Below are 14786 nucleotides of genomic sequence, written 5' to 3'. Positions count from 1 at the left end.
CCGCCCCTCCGTCGGCGTAGACGGGCCTAGATGCTATCCGGTGCACGCGCGCAGGGCAGGCCTGCTCCCAAGAATCGTCGCGTTGGCCATGCTCTCAGAAGGCAGCGTTTGAGTCCAATGGGGTCGATGCGGCCCTGCGCCCAACGGCCAACAGCCCCCGCGACAATGCCACAGCGCCTGAGGCCGAGATCGGACATTGATTCAGATTGGTTCCTCCGCTCCGTTGATCCATCTCAACAGAGCCTCAGCCGAATTGTTCATAGATCGCGCTAGATGCCCATCGCCGAGCGATGCAGCCGAAAGCGAGAGATGACCAATGGCCAATAGGGAAGTCGTGATCTGTTCGCCCGTGCGCACCGCCATCGGCACGTATGGCGGCACGCTGAAGGATTTGCCGGCCGTCGATCTCGGCGCCGTAGCGATCCGTGCAACGCTGGAGCGCGCGAAGCTGTCGCCCGGTGATGTCGGCACGATCGTCATGGGCAACGTGATCCAGGCCGGCAACTAGATGAACCCATCGGCGGCGGCCAAGGGATTGCGCTTGCGCTTGAATCGATGAACTGAGCCTGCCTTCGAAGAGAAGGCATGATCCGCCTCGCGCGCCGATCTCCGGCGCGCCAGAAGCGTCAAGCCGATCAATCATTCGAACGCAGTGCTCGCGCGGAATCTGGACCGATCGGCAAATGTCGCGAGACCTCTGTGACCACAGGACAGCCTATGTTGCCCCACTTTCGCGCGCTGACCGCCCCGACCCCGTATCTGTTTTTCACCGGCAAGGGCGGAGTCGGCAAGACCTCTCTTGCATGCGCCACGGCCGTTAGCCTCGCCGACCGCGGACTGCGCGTCCTGATCGTCAGCACCGACCCTGCGTCGAATCTCGACGAGATGCTCGATGTCACTTTGACCGATCGCCCTACCCCGGTGCCAAACGCGGCCGGACTTTCGGCGATGAACATCGATCCCGAGGCCGCAGCCGACAATTATCGCAGTAAAGTGCTCGAGCAGCTTGGACCGGAGGTTCCCCCTGACGAGCGATCGACTGTACGCGAGCAGCTCTCCGGCGCCTGCACGACCGAAATAGCTGCCTTCGACGAGTTCGTGGGACTGCTGGACGGCGATATCGCGGGGTTCGATCACATCGTATTCGACACCGCGCCGACCGGTCACACGTTGCGGCTCCTGAGCCTGCCAAAAGCATGGAGCGGCTTTCTCAAGGACAACGATCGGGGAGCATCCTGCCTCGGGCCGCATTCAGGGCTGAAGATGCAGGAGAACCGCTTTCGCAAGGCGCTCCAAGCCTTGGGCGATTCCAGGCAGACCACCATCATTCTGGTCACCCGCGCCGACCGGGGTGCGATCCGCGAGGCGGCCAGAACGGCCGCCGAACTCGACGCGCTCAATCTCTCGAACCAGCTCCTCGTGGTGAATGGGCGCTTCCATGCCACGGACCCGGCCGATGTCGTTGCAGTTGCCCTCGAGCGGGATCAGGACGAGGCCCTGGCCGCAATGCCTGCATCGCTCACGAAACTGCCGCGCGACGAAATTCCTCTGGTCGGGTTCGACATCGTCGGCCTGGTGGCTCTGCGCGCACTCTTATCGCCCACCGATCAGCCATCGCTTGTATCCGCCGAACCCGGCACCGAACCGCTCGACCTGCCCGGCCTGAACCGGCTGGTCGATGACATCGCGCGGGACCAGCACGGCCTCATCATGGTCATGGGTAAGGGGGGCGTCGGAAAGACGACGATCGCCGCGGCCGTCGCCGCGGGACTGGCCAAGCGGGGTCATGCCGTTCATCTCAGCACGACCGATCCCGCAGCTCACGTCAGCTTCGTCGTCGATGGCGTCATGCCCGGTCTGACGGTCGACCGGATCGACCCCCGGGTTGAAACGGAGCGGTATGTCGCAAAGATAATGGCGAGCCGGGGCCGGGACCTGGACGAGCAGGCCAAGGATCTGCTGCTCGAAGACCTCGCTTCGCCATGCACGGAAGAGGTCGCCGTGTTCCACGCCTTCTCGCGCATTGTTGCGGAGGCCCGGAGCGCATTCGTGGTGCTCGATACGGCGCCGACAGGCCACACGCTCCTGCTGCTGGACGCGACCGGCGCCTATCACCGCCAGATGACGAGCCAGGTTGCCCCGACCGGTACAGGACGTATCGTCACCCCGTTGATGAGGCTGCAGGATCCGAACCACACGAAGATCATCCTCGTGGCGCTGCCGGAGACGACGCCGGTTTCCGAGGCCGCTTCCCTTCAGGACGACTTGCGGCGTGCCGGCGTCGAACCGTACGGCTGGGTCATCAACAAGTGCCTCGCCGTCTCGGGAACTCGCGATCCCCTGCTGCGGCTTCGGCTCGATAGAGAGCGAACGCAGATCGCTCGCGTTCAGAACGGACTCGCAAAACGCGCTTTCATCGTCGGGTGGCGAGTAAAGCCGCCGATCGGCGTGGAAGAGCTGCGTAGTCTGTCATGAACGTTGTTCGACGGTGTGATGTCGGCTGCAGGGCGAGGCGAAGTGCCCTCGCGTTCCATCTGTCAGCCTCCTGCAAAGCGAGCCGGCGCGCCTGTGCAATCTCGCGGGAGGAGTGCGCGATGTCCTCACGTACCAGGCCCTGCTCGGCCAGCGGCTTGCCGAAAGGCTACGCGCGACACTGACCGCTAGCACATCATTCCGAGCGCGCGCAGGGCACACCCGCCCTTTCGAAGGCTCCTGTCCTGCTCGTAGAGGACGACGTTCTGGTCCGCTCCATGGTCGCGGACGAGCTGGGAACGAACGAGATCTCCGTGATCGAGTGCGGCGACGCAGATGAAGCGCTGGAGATTCTTCGATCGAGAACCCAGGTTGCCGCCCTTCGTCGATCTCACAATGTCCCCTACTCCATCACCCCGCCACGCCGGATCAACTCCTTGCCTACCGCGGCCAGATGCACCTGGTCCGGCCCGTCGCCGATGCGGATGAAGCGGGCGTAGACGTAGGCACGCGCGAGGAACGTATCCTGCGAGACGCCGGCGGCGCCGTGGATCTGGATGGCGCGGTCGATGACGCGGGCAGCCATGCTGGGCACCACGATCTTGGCGGCGGCGATCAGGTCGCGCGCGGCCTTGTTGCCTTCGCGGTCCATCTTGTCGGCGGCTTGCAAGGTGAGCAGGCGCGCCTGTGCGATCTCGCAGAAGGAATGCGCGATGTCCTCGCGTACCGAGCCCTGCTCGGCGAGCGGCTTGCCGAAAGCTGTGCGCGAGACCGCGCGCTGGCACATCAATTCCAGCGCACGCTGGGCGCAGCCGATCAGCCGCATGCAATGATGGATGCGGCCCGGGCCCAGCCTGCCTTGCGCGATCTCGAAGCCGCGGCCTTCGCCGAGCAAAATGTTCTCCGCGGGCACGCGGACGTTCTCGTAGACGATCTCGGGGTGGCCGACCGGCGCATCGTCGTAGCCGTAAGTGAGCATGTCGCGGACGATGCGCACGCCGGGGCTATTCTTCGGCACCAGGATCATCGATTGCTGGCGATGGCGGTCGGGATGATCCGGCGCGGTCTTGCCCATCACGATCAGGATCTCGCAATCCTCGTTCATCGCGCCTGACGTGAACCATTTGCGGCCGTTGACGACGTAGTCGCCGCCGTCGCGCCTGATCTCGCACTGGATGTTGGTGGCGTCGCTGGAGGCAACCTGCGGCTCCGTCATCGAGAAGCCGGAGCGGATGCGTCCCTCCAGGAGCGGCTTCAGCCAGCGTTCCTGCTGCGCCTTCGTACCGTAATTGGCGAGCACCTCCATGTTGCCGACATCGGGCGCCGAGCAGTTGAAGACCTCGGGGGCCCAGAGGATGCGGCCCATGATCTCCTTCACCGGCGCATATTCGAGGTTGGAGAGGCCCGGGCCATGCTCACCGGAGAGAAACAGATTCCAGAGCCCCTGCTCCCGCGCCAGCCGCTTCAGGTCCTGAAGCACCTGCGGCGTCTTGTAGCGCGCCGCTTCCGGCTTGACCTGCTCGTAATAGAGCTCCTCGACCGGCTCGACATGCGTCCGCATGAACTGGCGAACGCGGTCCTGGAGCTCGAGCGAACGGGCGGAGTGTTGAAAGTCCATGATGCTCTCCTTCTTCCTTCTCCCCTTGTGGGAGAAGGTGGCGAAGCGCCGGATGAGGGGTTCTCTCCGCCGGCAACACCATTCGTGGGGATCGAGACCCCTCACCCGGCTGCGCTTCGCGCATCCACCCTCTCCCACAAGGGGCCCACAAGGGGAGAGAGTGCACCACCTCCTCGGCCTCTCACGTCCCGCGCAACAGCTCGCTCGCGATAACCCAGTCGTTGCCGTCGAACTGGAGCATGTAGCCGTCCTTGATCGGCCGGAAATCCTGCGGCGTGGTGTTGAGGGTGATGCCGGGCATCAGCAGCGACAGCGGCACGCTCTTCAGGTTGGCGGCCTGCGCCATGATGTTCTCGCGCGTGAGGTTGTCCTTGCATTGCTTCAGCAGCACCACCAGCGCTTCGGCGACGGTGTAGCCATAGAGGCCGGCGACATTGTTGACGTCGGCATTGGGCAGGCGCTTCTTCATGAAGTCGATATAGGCCGACATCGCCGGATCGTCCTTCGGCGTCTCGACGAACGGCTTGAGCGCGCCGAGCGACAGCACGCCCTTCCCGGCATCGAGGCCCGCGGGAACCATCACGGTCGCCTTGTTGGCGCAGCCGCTCGCGATGAAGCGCATCGCCTGCCAGCCGACCTCATGGGCTTTCCGGATCGCCTGCGCGCAGGCGCGCGGCGTCACCGAATAGATCAGGAAGACGTCGGCCTTGGTATTGGCCAGCGTCAGCACCTGGGAATCGACGGTGGGGTCGGCGACCTCGAAGCTCGAGGCCATCGCGATCGCCTTGTCGGCGTCGGCGCCGAGCGCCTCCTTGACGCCGCGCAGATATTCCTTGCCGGCGTCGTCGTTCTGATAGAGCACCGCGAAGCGCGCGTTCGGGTTCTTGGCGCGGGCATAGGCGACGTCGATCGCGGCCTCGCTGGTGTAGTTCGGCGCCCAGGGCAGCGCCATCGACCATGGCATGTTGGCGGGATCGTTCCACTTCGAGGCCGAGCTGATCAAGAAGAGCTGCGGCACCTTGTTGCTGTTGAGATACTTCGCGATGGCCGAGCTCGGTGCCGTGCCCATGGTCGCGAAGATGAAGGCGACGCCGTCGCCTTCGACGAGGCGCCGCGCCGCCTCCATGGTCTTGGGCGGAGAGAAGGCGTCGTCCAGCGAGATCAGATTGAGCTTGCGGCCGCCAACTCCGCCTTTCTCGTTGATCTCGTCGAAATAGGCGGAGATTACCCTGCCCGTGATGCTGAGCGGCGAGGCCGGGCCGCTATAGGGCATGGTGTTGCCGATCTTGATCTCGGTGTCGCTGACGCCGGGACCGTAGGACTTTTGCGCGAAAACGGGCGTGGACAGGCAGCCGGCAGCCAACGCTGCGGCCAGGGCCAAAGCGGCTCTCATGGTTTCTCCCCGGTGATGATCGCCCGCGCGAGGCGGTCGGCGCCCGCGCGGCGTGCTGCTTTATTGTCAGCGCGTCAGATCAGCGGAGTTCCGCAAGATGGTCTTGCGTCGAGTTGCTGATGGCCCGTGTCGGCTTGGCGCATCAAGCCCTCGCTTCACCTGTCCCGACGGGAGAGATGAAGAGAGAGCTGCGCGCGCCTGCGCTCAGCCTCGCCGCTTCAGGCCAAAGCCGAGGCTGATCCAGCCGGCACCGGCCATGATCAGGTCGATACCGAGAAACAGGCCGAGGATGTAGACGCTGTTCACGGGCCAGCGTGCCACGATGAGCAGGCCGAGCAGCAACGTGATCGCGCCGGAGATCGCGACCCACACCCACGGGCTCTCGCGCTTCATGCTGAAGGCGAGAAACAGCCTGACGGCGCCGGAGGCGATCAGCGATGCCCCCAAAAACAACGTCAGCAGCACTGCCGCGAGCAGCGGATTCGCGAAGGTCAGGAAGCCGGCGACGATATAGAGCACGCCGAGAAACGCCCAGATCAGGAATTTGCCCCAGCTCTTCATCTGGAATGCGCCGATCACCTCGGCGACACCAGCCACGATCATCATCGCGCCGACCACGATCACGCTCGCCACCGTCGCCATCACGACGCTGCCGAGAGCGACGAAGCCGGCGATCAGATAGACGACGCCGAGCGCGACGATCCAGCCCCATTTGGCATGCAGCGCGGCGATGCCCGAACCGAGGCTCGCTTGGTGAGACGTATCCGAAGCACTCGTCATGGCCGCCACTCCTGTTGCAAAGCCCGGAGGCACAATTCAAGATAGCACGAGCCGGACCGGGACGACAGCCAGCAGAACACTCCTCATCCGCAGCAACATTGACGCAAATCAAGATCGAATGCGGCGAATACGTCTGCCATGTGCTGCAATGATCAGGCGCGCGCGGCAGCGTTGCGAACGTCGAGCACGGCCTGGGCCCATTCGGCAGGCCGTTCCTGCGGCAGGTTATGGCCGGCATCGGTGAAGACGCGCCGCTCGAAAAACCCCTCGAACTTGCGCGCGTGGTGGGCCGTGCCGGGATTGACTCCGTCGCTGTCGCCGTCGATCGCAATCGTCGGAACGCGGATCGGCGGCTGGGCGGCGAGCTTCGCCTCGATCGCGGCATAGGCAGGGTCGCCCGCCACCAGCGCGTAGCGGTGGCGGTAGGAGTGAATCACGACATCGACGAAATCGGGATTGTCGAAGGACACAGCGCTCGCATCGAATGTCGCGTCGTCGAACGCCCATTTCGGCGACCACATCGCCCAGAGCTGGCGGGCAAAGCCGCGGCGGTTGCGCTCCAGCGCGCGGCGGCCGCGCTCGTTGTGGAAGAGATATTGATACCAGAGTGCCGCCTCCTCCGGCGGCGAGGCCGGCTCCATGGCGCGGGCGATGTTCTGGATGTTGTAAGAATTGCCGGAGACGAGCCCGATCACGCGTTCCGGATGGAGCGCCGAGACCACGCAAGCCGCACGCCCGCCCCAATCATAGCCGCCGACGACGGCGCGCTCGATGCCGAGCGCATCCATGAAGGCGAGGAGATCGGCGCCCAGCGCCGCCTGCTCGCCGGAGCGCAACGTCTCGGTGGAGCGAAACCGCGTCGGTCCATAGCCGCGCAGCCAGGGCACCAGCACCCGTGCGCCTGCCTCGGCGATGATCGGCGCGGTCGCGGCGTAGGCGTTCACATCGTAGGGAAAGCCATGACCCATGATGCAGGGCCAGCCATCAGAAGCGCCGAATTCGTGATACGCGACGTCGAGGACATCAGTGGTGATCGTTTTTTGTTGCATGCTTTTCTCACCGCGTCGGGACTGCTTCGCCCGAATGGAGCGCAACGCAATTCCGGAAAGCCAGCATCCGCGACTCCGGGTTTCGCTGCGCTCCATTCAGGCTAGAAGAGCATAGCCTATGTCTGCGGACCGGACAGCGAGATGTCGCGTTCGGCGCGGAACACGTTGCTGTAGAGGTTGGCGATCCATTGCCGGCCGATCTCGGTCTTGTTGAGATAGCCGATCTCGGTCTGGATGTGCGGTGCGACGCTATTCCAATAGAATTGCGGGTAGCGATTCACGATGTCGGCAGGCGAATCGTAGCCGAGCTGACGGTTGATGCCGACCTCCTCGAACTCGTAATACAGCGCGTTGGCCTTGCGCAGATAGTTGGGATCGCCGAGCTGGCCGATGAAGTCGGCCGCCCGCAGGATCGAGGCTTCGTGGTCATATTCCTGCCCTTCACGGGCCGGAAAGCGCGTGCCCTCGATGGCGCGGGCGACGCGGTCCGGGTCTACCCCGGGAATGTGTCGGAGCCGCCGCGTCACATAAAGCTTCGACCGGTCAACATGATACATCATCAAGCTCGCGTCCGACGCGCCACGCGGCAGCGAGATCTTGGAATCGGCCGCATCGATCACGAAGCCGTCGGCGTCATCCTCCTCGAACAGCCCGCGCACATAGCCGATGTCATGGGCGAGGCAGGCGATCAGGACATGGACGTAATCCTCGGCCGACAGATGCGTATGAAGACTCCGGCCGCGGAGGATCGCCTGGGCCGCCAGCGTCACCAGCATCGTATGCTCGATGTTGTGGTAGAGCGCATCGCTGTTGCCGATGCATTCCATCGCGGTGCGGGTCGCGCTCTCGACGATGTTCGCAGAAGTCTCATCGTACCGGCGACGCATGAACCTGCCGAGGAACTGTTCCAGGGATTCAGCCGCCAGTCTCGGTAAGGTCATCATGGATGCAGCCCCGTCCGCCGCTGGTGTCCCATGCCATCTCCCGACGTCTCATTCTTGTCCTCGACGCAGCGGGGAGCATAGCCCATCTTGGGCCGGGTCACCAAACTCCGAAGCAAAAATACGTAAATATCTTGCCGTCCCGCTGCGCAACATCACGGTTGCCGCCACAGTGCACCACAACCAAAGGTGCCGGTGGGCCGGGGTCGGCTCCAGGCCCGACTGCCGCATCAGGGCGCGGCCAGCATGGCGGCACCTTCAGCCGAGCGCGAAAGACTTCTGGCCAGATAGAACAGCTCGACCAGCTTGCCGCGTTTGCCGGCCAGCGAGAAGATGTATTCGGGTGACTCCGCCTCGATCTCCGCGATCGCCACCTTCGCGATCCGATCGATGCGGCTCGAGCCGTGCTCCCAGACAAAACCGACACCAAGCCGATTGGCGACCGCCTCCAGCATCCCCTCGCGTGTATTGACGATGATCGCGGGAGTGGCGCGCAGGTTGACGGCGCGAAGGGCCCTGTCCACGGCGCGCTGGGTCGCGGAATCCCGGGTCCGAAAGACCAGCGGATATTGCACGAGGCCGGCGATGGACACGCGCGATTCACGACTGAGCTCGTGAACGGGATGACAGATCGCCACGACGCGCTGCTGCACGCAGGGCTCGCGCCGGAAGCGGTTGTCCTGCGGCACCTCCGGCAAGACGGCAACGTCGACGCGCTGGTCGACCACGGCGGCCATGATCGCCGACCAGCTGCCGATCTCGATGTTGATCTGGATCTTCGGATACAGATTGCGGAACGCCGCGATCAGCGCCATGCCCGGCATGGCGTTGCCGAGCCCGATGCGGAGCTCACCTCCCGTGAGCTCATCGCGCTGCTGCAGGATGGCCAGTGCGTCCGCCTCGATCGCCTGCATGCGGCTCGTCGCTGCGTAGAGCCGGCGGCACAGCGGCGTCGCGATCAGAGTCTGGCCGTGCCGGTCGAACAGCGCAACCGCGAACTCGGCCTCCAGATCGCGCACGAGCTGGGCAACGGCCGGCTGCGACACCCCAAGCCGCCTTGCTGCGGCGGCAAAGCTGCCGGTCTCGAACACCGCATTGACCGCCCGGACGCGCGAGGACGTCAACGCCACGACAACAACCCCAAGTCGATCCTCCGTCTGCCGAACCGGCAAAAGCAAAACCTGGGATGACCATAAGGACGGCCATTGACCGTTATGTGAATGTCAGATGCGCTCCCTACTCCTCATGCGCCGCAACAAGGCCAGCAGGGGACCAGCGCGCATGGCGCAGATCGAGCTTTCCGCAATCCGCAAGTCCTTTGACGGCACGGACGTCCTGAAGGGCATTGATTTCCGAATTGAGGACGGCGAGTTCATCTCGCTGGTCGGTCCTTCCGGCTGCGGCAAGTCGACCCTGCTCCGCATCATTGCCGGCCTCGAGCCGCAGAATTCCGGCCAAGTCCACATCGATGGCCGCCCCGTGGACGCCATTCGCCCGAGCGCGCGCAACCTCGCGATGGTCTTCCAATCCTACGCGCTCTATCCGCATCTGAGTACCTTCGACAACATTGCAGTGCCGTTGCGGATGCGGCGCCTCTCGGCGATCGAACGGCTGCCGCTGCTCGGCAAGCTGCTGCCGGGCCGGCGCGCCAAGGAACGGCACATCCGGGCCGACGTCGAAGGGATCGCCGAGCAGCTCGACATATCTCCATTGCTGCGGCGCAAGCCCGGGCAATTGTCGGGCGGACAGCGGCAGCGCGTCGCGGTCGGACGCGCCATGGTGCGCGAGCCGCTGGCTTTCCTGTTCGATGAGCCGCTCTCCAATCTCGACGCAAAGCTGCGTGTCCATATGCGCGCAGAACTCGCCGAGCTGCATCGCCGTCTCAAGGCGACGTTCGTCTACGTCACGCACGACCAAGCCGAGGCGATGACGATGTCGAGCCGGATCGCCGTCATGATGGGCGGTGAATTGATTCAGGCCGGGACGCCTGCGGAGATCTACAACGACCCCGGCGACATCCGTGTCGCCGAATTCATCGGCAGCCCCAAGATCAACGTCCTCCCCGGCCGGATCCGCAAGGATGGCGGCGTCGACGTGCTGGGGACTGCCCTGAAGCTCTCGTGCAATGCGGCGGCCGGCGAATGCCGCGTCGGCGTCCGCCCGGAGCGGATCGACGTCGGCGCGGGGCCGTTCTCCGGAACCGTGGTCCATCTGGAGAATCTCGGTGCGGAAGCTTTTGTGCACCTTGCGATCGAAGGCGCCGGATTGCGCCTGATCGCGCGGCTCGCGGACGTCAGGCATCTGCCTGCGATGGCCAGCTCCGTCACCTTCGGTTTCGCCCCCGACGCGGTGCGGATTTTCGATCCGGCCGGGAAGCGGATCGAGCTCAGACTGGAGCAGCCCGAGCGCGTCCGTGAGCCCGCCCATGTCTGACGGCTCCATGACCATTGGCGCGGCCATCGTTCCCGCAGGCGCGACACGGCGCACGGTGCAGGCCCATGGCAGCCGGCGGACATACTCCGCTTACGCCCTGGTGACGCCGGCCGCGGCGTTGATGCTGATCATGCTGCTTGGTCCGCTCGCCGGCGTGATCGCCCTCTCCTTCACCGACTATCAGCTCGGCGCGCCGCATTTCTCCTGGATCGGCCTTTCCAATTACCAGGACCTGTTCGCCGACAAGGTGTTCTGGACCGCGCTGCGCAACACGCTGGCTTACGTCGTGATCGTGGTACCCGGCGCCGTGATCGCAGGCCTTGCCATCGCGCTCCTGATCCAGAGCGGCACCAGCCTGCGCAGCCTCTACCGGACCATCTATTTCCTGCCCGTCATGGCAACCCTGATCGCCATGGCGGTGGTGTGGGAGTTCATGCTGCACCCGCAATTCGGCCTGGTGAACGGGATGTTGCGCGGCGCGAGCCTGCCGGCCTTTTCCTGGCTGCAGGACCGCAGCACCGCCCTCTACGCGCTGTGCGCGATCGGCATCTGGCAGGCGGTCGGCTTCAACATGGTGCTGTTCCTCGCCGGCCTCGTCTCGATCCCAAAGCAGCTCTACGAGGCGGCCGAAATCGACGGCGCCTCGAGCGGCTGGGCCCGCTTCCGCCTCGTGACCTGGCCGATGCTGGGGCCGGTGACGACCTTCGTCGTCGTGATCTCCGGCATCCGCTCCTTCCAGGTGTTCGACACCGTGCACGTATTGACCAAGGGCGGCCCGTCGAAATCCACCGAGGTGCTGATCCACACCATGTACACGGAAGGCTTCGAGTTCTTCCGCTCAGGCTATGCCGCGGCGATCACCGTCGTTTTCCTGGTCTTCGTTCTCCTGCTCACTCTGGTCAAATCGAGGCTCGCCGATCGCGGCGTGCACTACACATGAGCTACGCGCATCCCATCCCGTTCCGGGCGATCCTCCGCCACGTGCTCCTGATCGCGGGCGCCGCGCTCATGCTGGCACCCTTCATCTGGATGATCTCGACCGCGTCCAAGCCGCAGACCGAGATCTTTTCCAGCGAGCTGCACCTGATCCCGCACCAGTTCGCGCTGGCGGAGAACCTGCGCGAGGCCTTCGCCAAGGCCAATCTGCTGCGCTTCCTGATCAACGGCGTCATCGTCACGGTCTCGATCTTCGTGCTGCAGGTCATGGTGGCGCTGCCCGCGGCCTATGCGCTGGCAAAGCTCCGCTTCCGCGGCCGCGAGGCGCTGTTCGCGCTCGTGCTGTTCGGGATCCTCATCCCGCCGCAGGCGACCGCGATCCCCGTCTTCCTGATGCTGCACAAGGCCGGCCTGCTCGACAGCTATGCCGCGCTCGTCCTGCCCTTCACGATCTCGGTGTTCGGCATCTTCCTGATGCGCCAGTTCTTCAAGACGGTGCCCGACGATCTCGTCGATGCCGCGCGCATGGACGGCATCTCCGAATTCGGCATCGTCTGGCGGGTAATGCTGCCGGCCGCGATCCCGGCCGTCACCGCCTTCGGCATCTTCTCCGTGGTCGCGCATTGGAACGACTACTTCTGGCCGCTGATCGTGCTCAACAGCGAGCAACTGCGTACGCCGCCGCTTGCGGTCGCGCATTTCCGCAACAACGAGGCCGGCACCAGCTACGGCCCGCTGATGGCCGCGGCGATGGTGATCATCGCGCCGCTCGTCATCGCCTTCCTCTTTGCCCAGCGCCGTTTCATCGAGGGCATCACCCTCACCGGCATCAAGTAACCGCGTCACCTCAAACAGGAGTCTATCCATGCTGAAGTCCATCATCGCCGCGGCGGCTCTGTCGCTTGCGGCCGGCTCTGCCCTCGCGCAGACCCAGACCGAGATCGTGATGCAGTATCCCTATCCGGAGCTGTTCACAGAGACCCACAAGCGCATCGCCGGGGAGTTCGCCAAGGTGCACCCGGAGATAAAGGTCACCATGCGGGCTCCTTACGAATCCTACGAGGACGCCACCCAGAAGGTGCTGCGGGAAGCCGTGACCAACCAGATGCCGGACGTGTCCTTCCAAGGCCTGAACCGCATCCGCGTCCTGGTCGACAAGAACATCCCGGCCGAGCTCGGCGGCTACATCGCGGCCGAAAAGGACTTTGACAAGCAGGGCTTCCACCAGGCGATGTACGACATCGGCACCGCCGGCGGCAAAGTCTACGCCCTTCCCTTTGCGATCTCCCTGCCCATCGTCTACGTCAATCTCGACCTCGTGAAGCAGGCCGGCGGCGACGTGAACAACCTGCCGAAGAGCTGGGACGAGCTGATCGCACTTGCCAAGAAGGTCAAGGCGCTCGGCAACGACACCAACGGCGTCACCTATGCCTGGGACATCACCGGCAACTGGCTGTGGCAGGCGCCGGTCTTCGCGCGCGGCGGCACCATGCTCAATGCCGACGAGACCAAGGTCGCGTTCGACGGGGCGGAAGGCAAGTTCGCCATCAACACGATTGCGCGCCTCGTCAACGAGGGCGGCATGCCCAATCTCGACCAGCCGTCGATGCGCGCGGCGTTCGCGGCCGGCAAGACCGGATTCCACATCACCTCGACCTCTGACCTCAACAAGGTCACGCAGATGACCGGCGGCAAGTTCGCGCTGAAGACGATTCCGTTCCCGGACGTCGTCTCTCCGGCCGGCAGGCTGCCGGCCGGCGGCAATGTCGTGCTGATCCTCGCCAAGGACAAGGCCAAGCGCGACGCCGCCTGGGAAGCGGTGAAGTTCTGGACCGGCCCCAAGGGCGCGGCGATCATGGCGGAGACCACCGGTTACATGCCGCCGAACAAGGTCGCCAACGACGTCTATCTGAAGGACTTCTACGTCAAGAACCCCAATAACTACACCGCGGTCAGCCAGCTCGCGCTGCTCACCAAATGGTACGCCTTCCCCGGCGACAACGGCCTGAAGATCACCGACGTGATCAAGGATCATCTCAACTCGATCATCTCGGGCGCCCGCGCCAAGGAGCCCGAGGCCGTCCTCGCCGACATGACCGCGGACGTGCAGAAGCTGCTGCCGAAGACCACCGGCGCGGCGCGCTGAATATCCTGACATCCGCCGGCACGGGACGCCATCGGCGCCCCGTGCCGCCCCAATGACTGGAGATGGCGATGAAACTGCTTCATCTGAGCGACATTCACCTGACCGCGCCCGGCTCGACCATCGGCGGCCGCGATCCGCGCGCCAATTTCGAGCGGGCGCTGGCGCATGCGTTGACGGATCATCATGACGCTGAACTGATGGTGATCACCGGCGACCTCTCGGATTGGGGCGATCTCGCCGACTATCAATGGCTCAAGCAGCGCATCGACGAATATCCGCTGCCGATCCGGCTGTGCATCGGCAACCACGACCGGCGCGCCGCCTTCCTGAGCGTGTTCCCCGACCTCGCCGACGACAACGGCTTCGTCCAGGGCATCCACGATACCGCCGCCGGCCGCTGCCTGTTCCTCGACACCGCCCATCCGGAAACGCACGCCGGCCGCTATTGCGAGGATCGTCTCGGCTGGCTCGAGGCACGGCTTGCCGAGCATGACGGGCCGTTCCTGATCTTCATGCACCATAATCCGATGCCGGTGCATCTCGTCCCGTTCGACCAGATCGGCCTGCTGGACGATGCAGTGTTCCGACGTCTCATCAGTCGCCATCGGGCGAAGATCCGCCACGTCTTCTTCGGGCATTGTCACTTGCCTCTTGCCGGCTCGATTGCAGGCGTGCCCGTCTCGTCGCTGCGCGGCACCAACCATGCGAGCTTTCCGCTCTTCTCCGAGACGAAGCTGCTGAGCGCCTGCGACCTGCCGCAATCCTACGGCGTCGCTTTTCTCGGGGAGGACTACGTGACCGTGCACATGGTGGAATACGGCTACGACGGTCCCATCCGCACCCAAGGTTCGCCCGACTACAAGGCCTGGGATCGCGACACCATGGTTCGATGACCGGCGAGCGCCGACCATTTCCATGGCGAGTCCTCATAAACCCGCGCGGCACTCCTTGTAGAGTCCGCTCTGTCTCTATTGCGGCGCGTTGACATCCCTTACCCTAGAGGTCGGAGATGGGTCAA

The 14786-nt window shown here is 64.5% G+C and carries 13 protein-coding genes; 7 read left to right on the top strand and 6 right to left on the bottom strand.

The genetic code is table 11. From position 1 onward, the window contains the following. Window positions 1-316 precede the first annotated feature (316 nt). Both FJV43_RS28465 and arsA read left to right on the top strand, forming a co-directional pair. Entirely contained in the window at window positions 317-508 is a 192-nt protein-coding gene (locus FJV43_RS28465; protein ID WP_239622322.1) for a hypothetical protein, read from the top strand. A 209-nt stretch (window positions 509-717) separates the two neighbouring features. Further along, window positions 718-2475, top strand: coding sequence for an arsenical pump-driving ATPase (gene arsA / locus FJV43_RS28460; RefSeq protein ID WP_239629644.1), 1758 nt, complete (start codon window positions 718-720; stop codon window positions 2473-2475). A gap of 400 nt (window positions 2476-2875) precedes the next feature. On the opposite strand, the gene FJV43_RS28455 is transcribed toward arsA, so the two are convergent. The 6 genes from FJV43_RS28455 to FJV43_RS28430 all read right to left on the bottom strand — a co-directional run bounded on the left by FJV43_RS28455 (window position 2876) and on the right by FJV43_RS28430 (window position 9383). Then, window positions 2876-4090, bottom strand: a complete 1215-nt coding sequence (locus FJV43_RS28455; RefSeq protein WP_239622321.1) for an acyl-CoA dehydrogenase family protein — start codon at window positions 4088-4090, stop codon at window positions 2876-2878. 181 nt (window positions 4091-4271) lie between these two features. Next, on the bottom strand, window positions 4272-5483 hold the full coding sequence (locus FJV43_RS28450) for an ABC transporter substrate-binding protein (RefSeq protein ID WP_239622320.1): 1212 nt from the start codon (window positions 5481-5483) through the stop codon (window positions 4272-4274). A 204-nt stretch (window positions 5484-5687) separates the two neighbouring features. Beyond that, window positions 5688-6263: an HdeD family acid-resistance protein gene (locus FJV43_RS28445; RefSeq protein WP_239622319.1), complete on the bottom strand. Its 576-nt coding sequence runs from the start codon at window positions 6261-6263 to the stop codon at window positions 5688-5690. 152 nt (window positions 6264-6415) lie between these two features. Beyond that, entirely contained in the window at window positions 6416-7312 is an 897-nt protein-coding gene (locus FJV43_RS28440) for an alpha/beta hydrolase (RefSeq protein ID WP_239622318.1), read from the bottom strand. 116 nt (window positions 7313-7428) lie between these two features. Further along, window positions 7429-8256: an HD domain-containing protein gene (locus tag FJV43_RS28435; RefSeq protein ID WP_239622317.1), complete on the bottom strand. Its 828-nt coding sequence runs from the start codon at window positions 8254-8256 to the stop codon at window positions 7429-7431. Between the two features lie 227 nt (window positions 8257-8483). Next, entirely contained in the window at window positions 8484-9383 is a 900-nt protein-coding gene (locus tag FJV43_RS28430) for a LysR family transcriptional regulator (RefSeq protein WP_239622316.1), read from the bottom strand. A gap of 151 nt (window positions 9384-9534) precedes the next feature. Between FJV43_RS28430 and FJV43_RS28425 the strand changes: the two genes are divergently transcribed. From FJV43_RS28425 to FJV43_RS28405, 5 genes are all read left to right on the top strand, one after another. Beyond that, on the top strand, window positions 9535-10686 hold the full coding sequence (locus tag FJV43_RS28425; RefSeq protein ID WP_239629642.1) for an ABC transporter ATP-binding protein: 1152 nt from the start codon (window positions 9535-9537) through the stop codon (window positions 10684-10686). Continuing rightward, the gene (locus FJV43_RS28420) at window positions 10679-11626 is read left to right on the top strand and encodes a sugar ABC transporter permease (RefSeq protein ID WP_239622315.1); all 948 of its coding nucleotides are present in this window, start codon (window positions 10679-10681) and stop codon (window positions 11624-11626) included. Before FJV43_RS28425 ends, FJV43_RS28420 begins: the two co-directional genes overlap by 8 nt. After that, window positions 11623-12459: a carbohydrate ABC transporter permease gene (locus FJV43_RS28415; RefSeq protein WP_239622314.1), complete on the top strand. Its 837-nt coding sequence runs from the start codon at window positions 11623-11625 to the stop codon at window positions 12457-12459. The genes FJV43_RS28420 and FJV43_RS28415 overlap by 4 nt, the downstream gene beginning before the upstream one ends. A gap of 28 nt (window positions 12460-12487) precedes the next feature. Further along, window positions 12488-13768 carry an ABC transporter substrate-binding protein gene (locus FJV43_RS28410; RefSeq protein ID WP_239622313.1) on the top strand — a complete coding sequence of 427 codons (1281 nt, stop codon included), beginning with the start codon at window positions 12488-12490 and terminating at the stop codon, window positions 13766-13768. 68 nt (window positions 13769-13836) lie between these two features. Next, window positions 13837-14661: a phosphodiesterase gene (locus tag FJV43_RS28405; protein WP_239622312.1), complete on the top strand. Its 825-nt coding sequence runs from the start codon at window positions 13837-13839 to the stop codon at window positions 14659-14661. The last annotated feature ends 125 nt before the right edge of the window (window positions 14662-14786 follow it).

The organism is Bradyrhizobium sp. I71, from assembly GCF_022354745.1.
Taxonomy (GTDB): Bacteria; Pseudomonadota; Alphaproteobacteria; order Rhizobiales; family Xanthobacteraceae; genus Bradyrhizobium; species Bradyrhizobium liaoningense.
This window is presented reverse-complemented; position numbering and strand designations above follow the sequence as displayed.

Excerpts from the sequence above, each read along its gene's own strand:
- FJV43_RS28450 (WP_239622320.1), bottom strand. The coding sequence starts at position 5,483 with ATGAGAGCCGCTTTGGCCCTGGCCGCAGCGTTGGCTGCCGGCTGCCTG.
- FJV43_RS28420 (WP_239622315.1), top strand. The coding sequence starts at position 10,679 with ATGTCTGACGGCTCCATGACCATTGGCGCGGCCATCGTTCCCGCAGGC.
- FJV43_RS28455 (WP_239622321.1), bottom strand. The coding sequence starts at position 4,090 with ATGGACTTTCAACACTCCGCCCGTTCGCTCGAGCTCCAGGACCGCGTT.
- FJV43_RS28465 (WP_239622322.1), top strand. The coding sequence starts at position 317 with ATGGCCAATAGGGAAGTCGTGATCTGTTCGCCCGTGCGCACCGCCATC.
- arsA (WP_239629644.1), top strand. The coding sequence starts at position 718 with ATGTTGCCCCACTTTCGCGCGCTGACCGCCCCGACCCCGTATCTGTTT.
- FJV43_RS28405 (WP_239622312.1), top strand. The coding sequence starts at position 13,837 with ATGAAACTGCTTCATCTGAGCGACATTCACCTGACCGCGCCCGGCTCG.
- FJV43_RS28440 (WP_239622318.1), bottom strand. The coding sequence starts at position 7,312 with ATGCAACAAAAAACGATCACCACTGATGTCCTCGACGTCGCGTATCAC.
- FJV43_RS28415 (WP_239622314.1), top strand. The coding sequence starts at position 11,623 with ATGAGCTACGCGCATCCCATCCCGTTCCGGGCGATCCTCCGCCACGTG.
- FJV43_RS28425 (WP_239629642.1), top strand. The coding sequence starts at position 9,535 with ATGGCGCAGATCGAGCTTTCCGCAATCCGCAAGTCCTTTGACGGCACG.
- FJV43_RS28410 (WP_239622313.1), top strand. The coding sequence starts at position 12,488 with ATGCTGAAGTCCATCATCGCCGCGGCGGCTCTGTCGCTTGCGGCCGGC.
- FJV43_RS28445 (WP_239622319.1), bottom strand. The coding sequence starts at position 6,263 with ATGACGAGTGCTTCGGATACGTCTCACCAAGCGAGCCTCGGTTCGGGC.
- FJV43_RS28435 (WP_239622317.1), bottom strand. The coding sequence starts at position 8,256 with ATGATGACCTTACCGAGACTGGCGGCTGAATCCCTGGAACAGTTCCTC.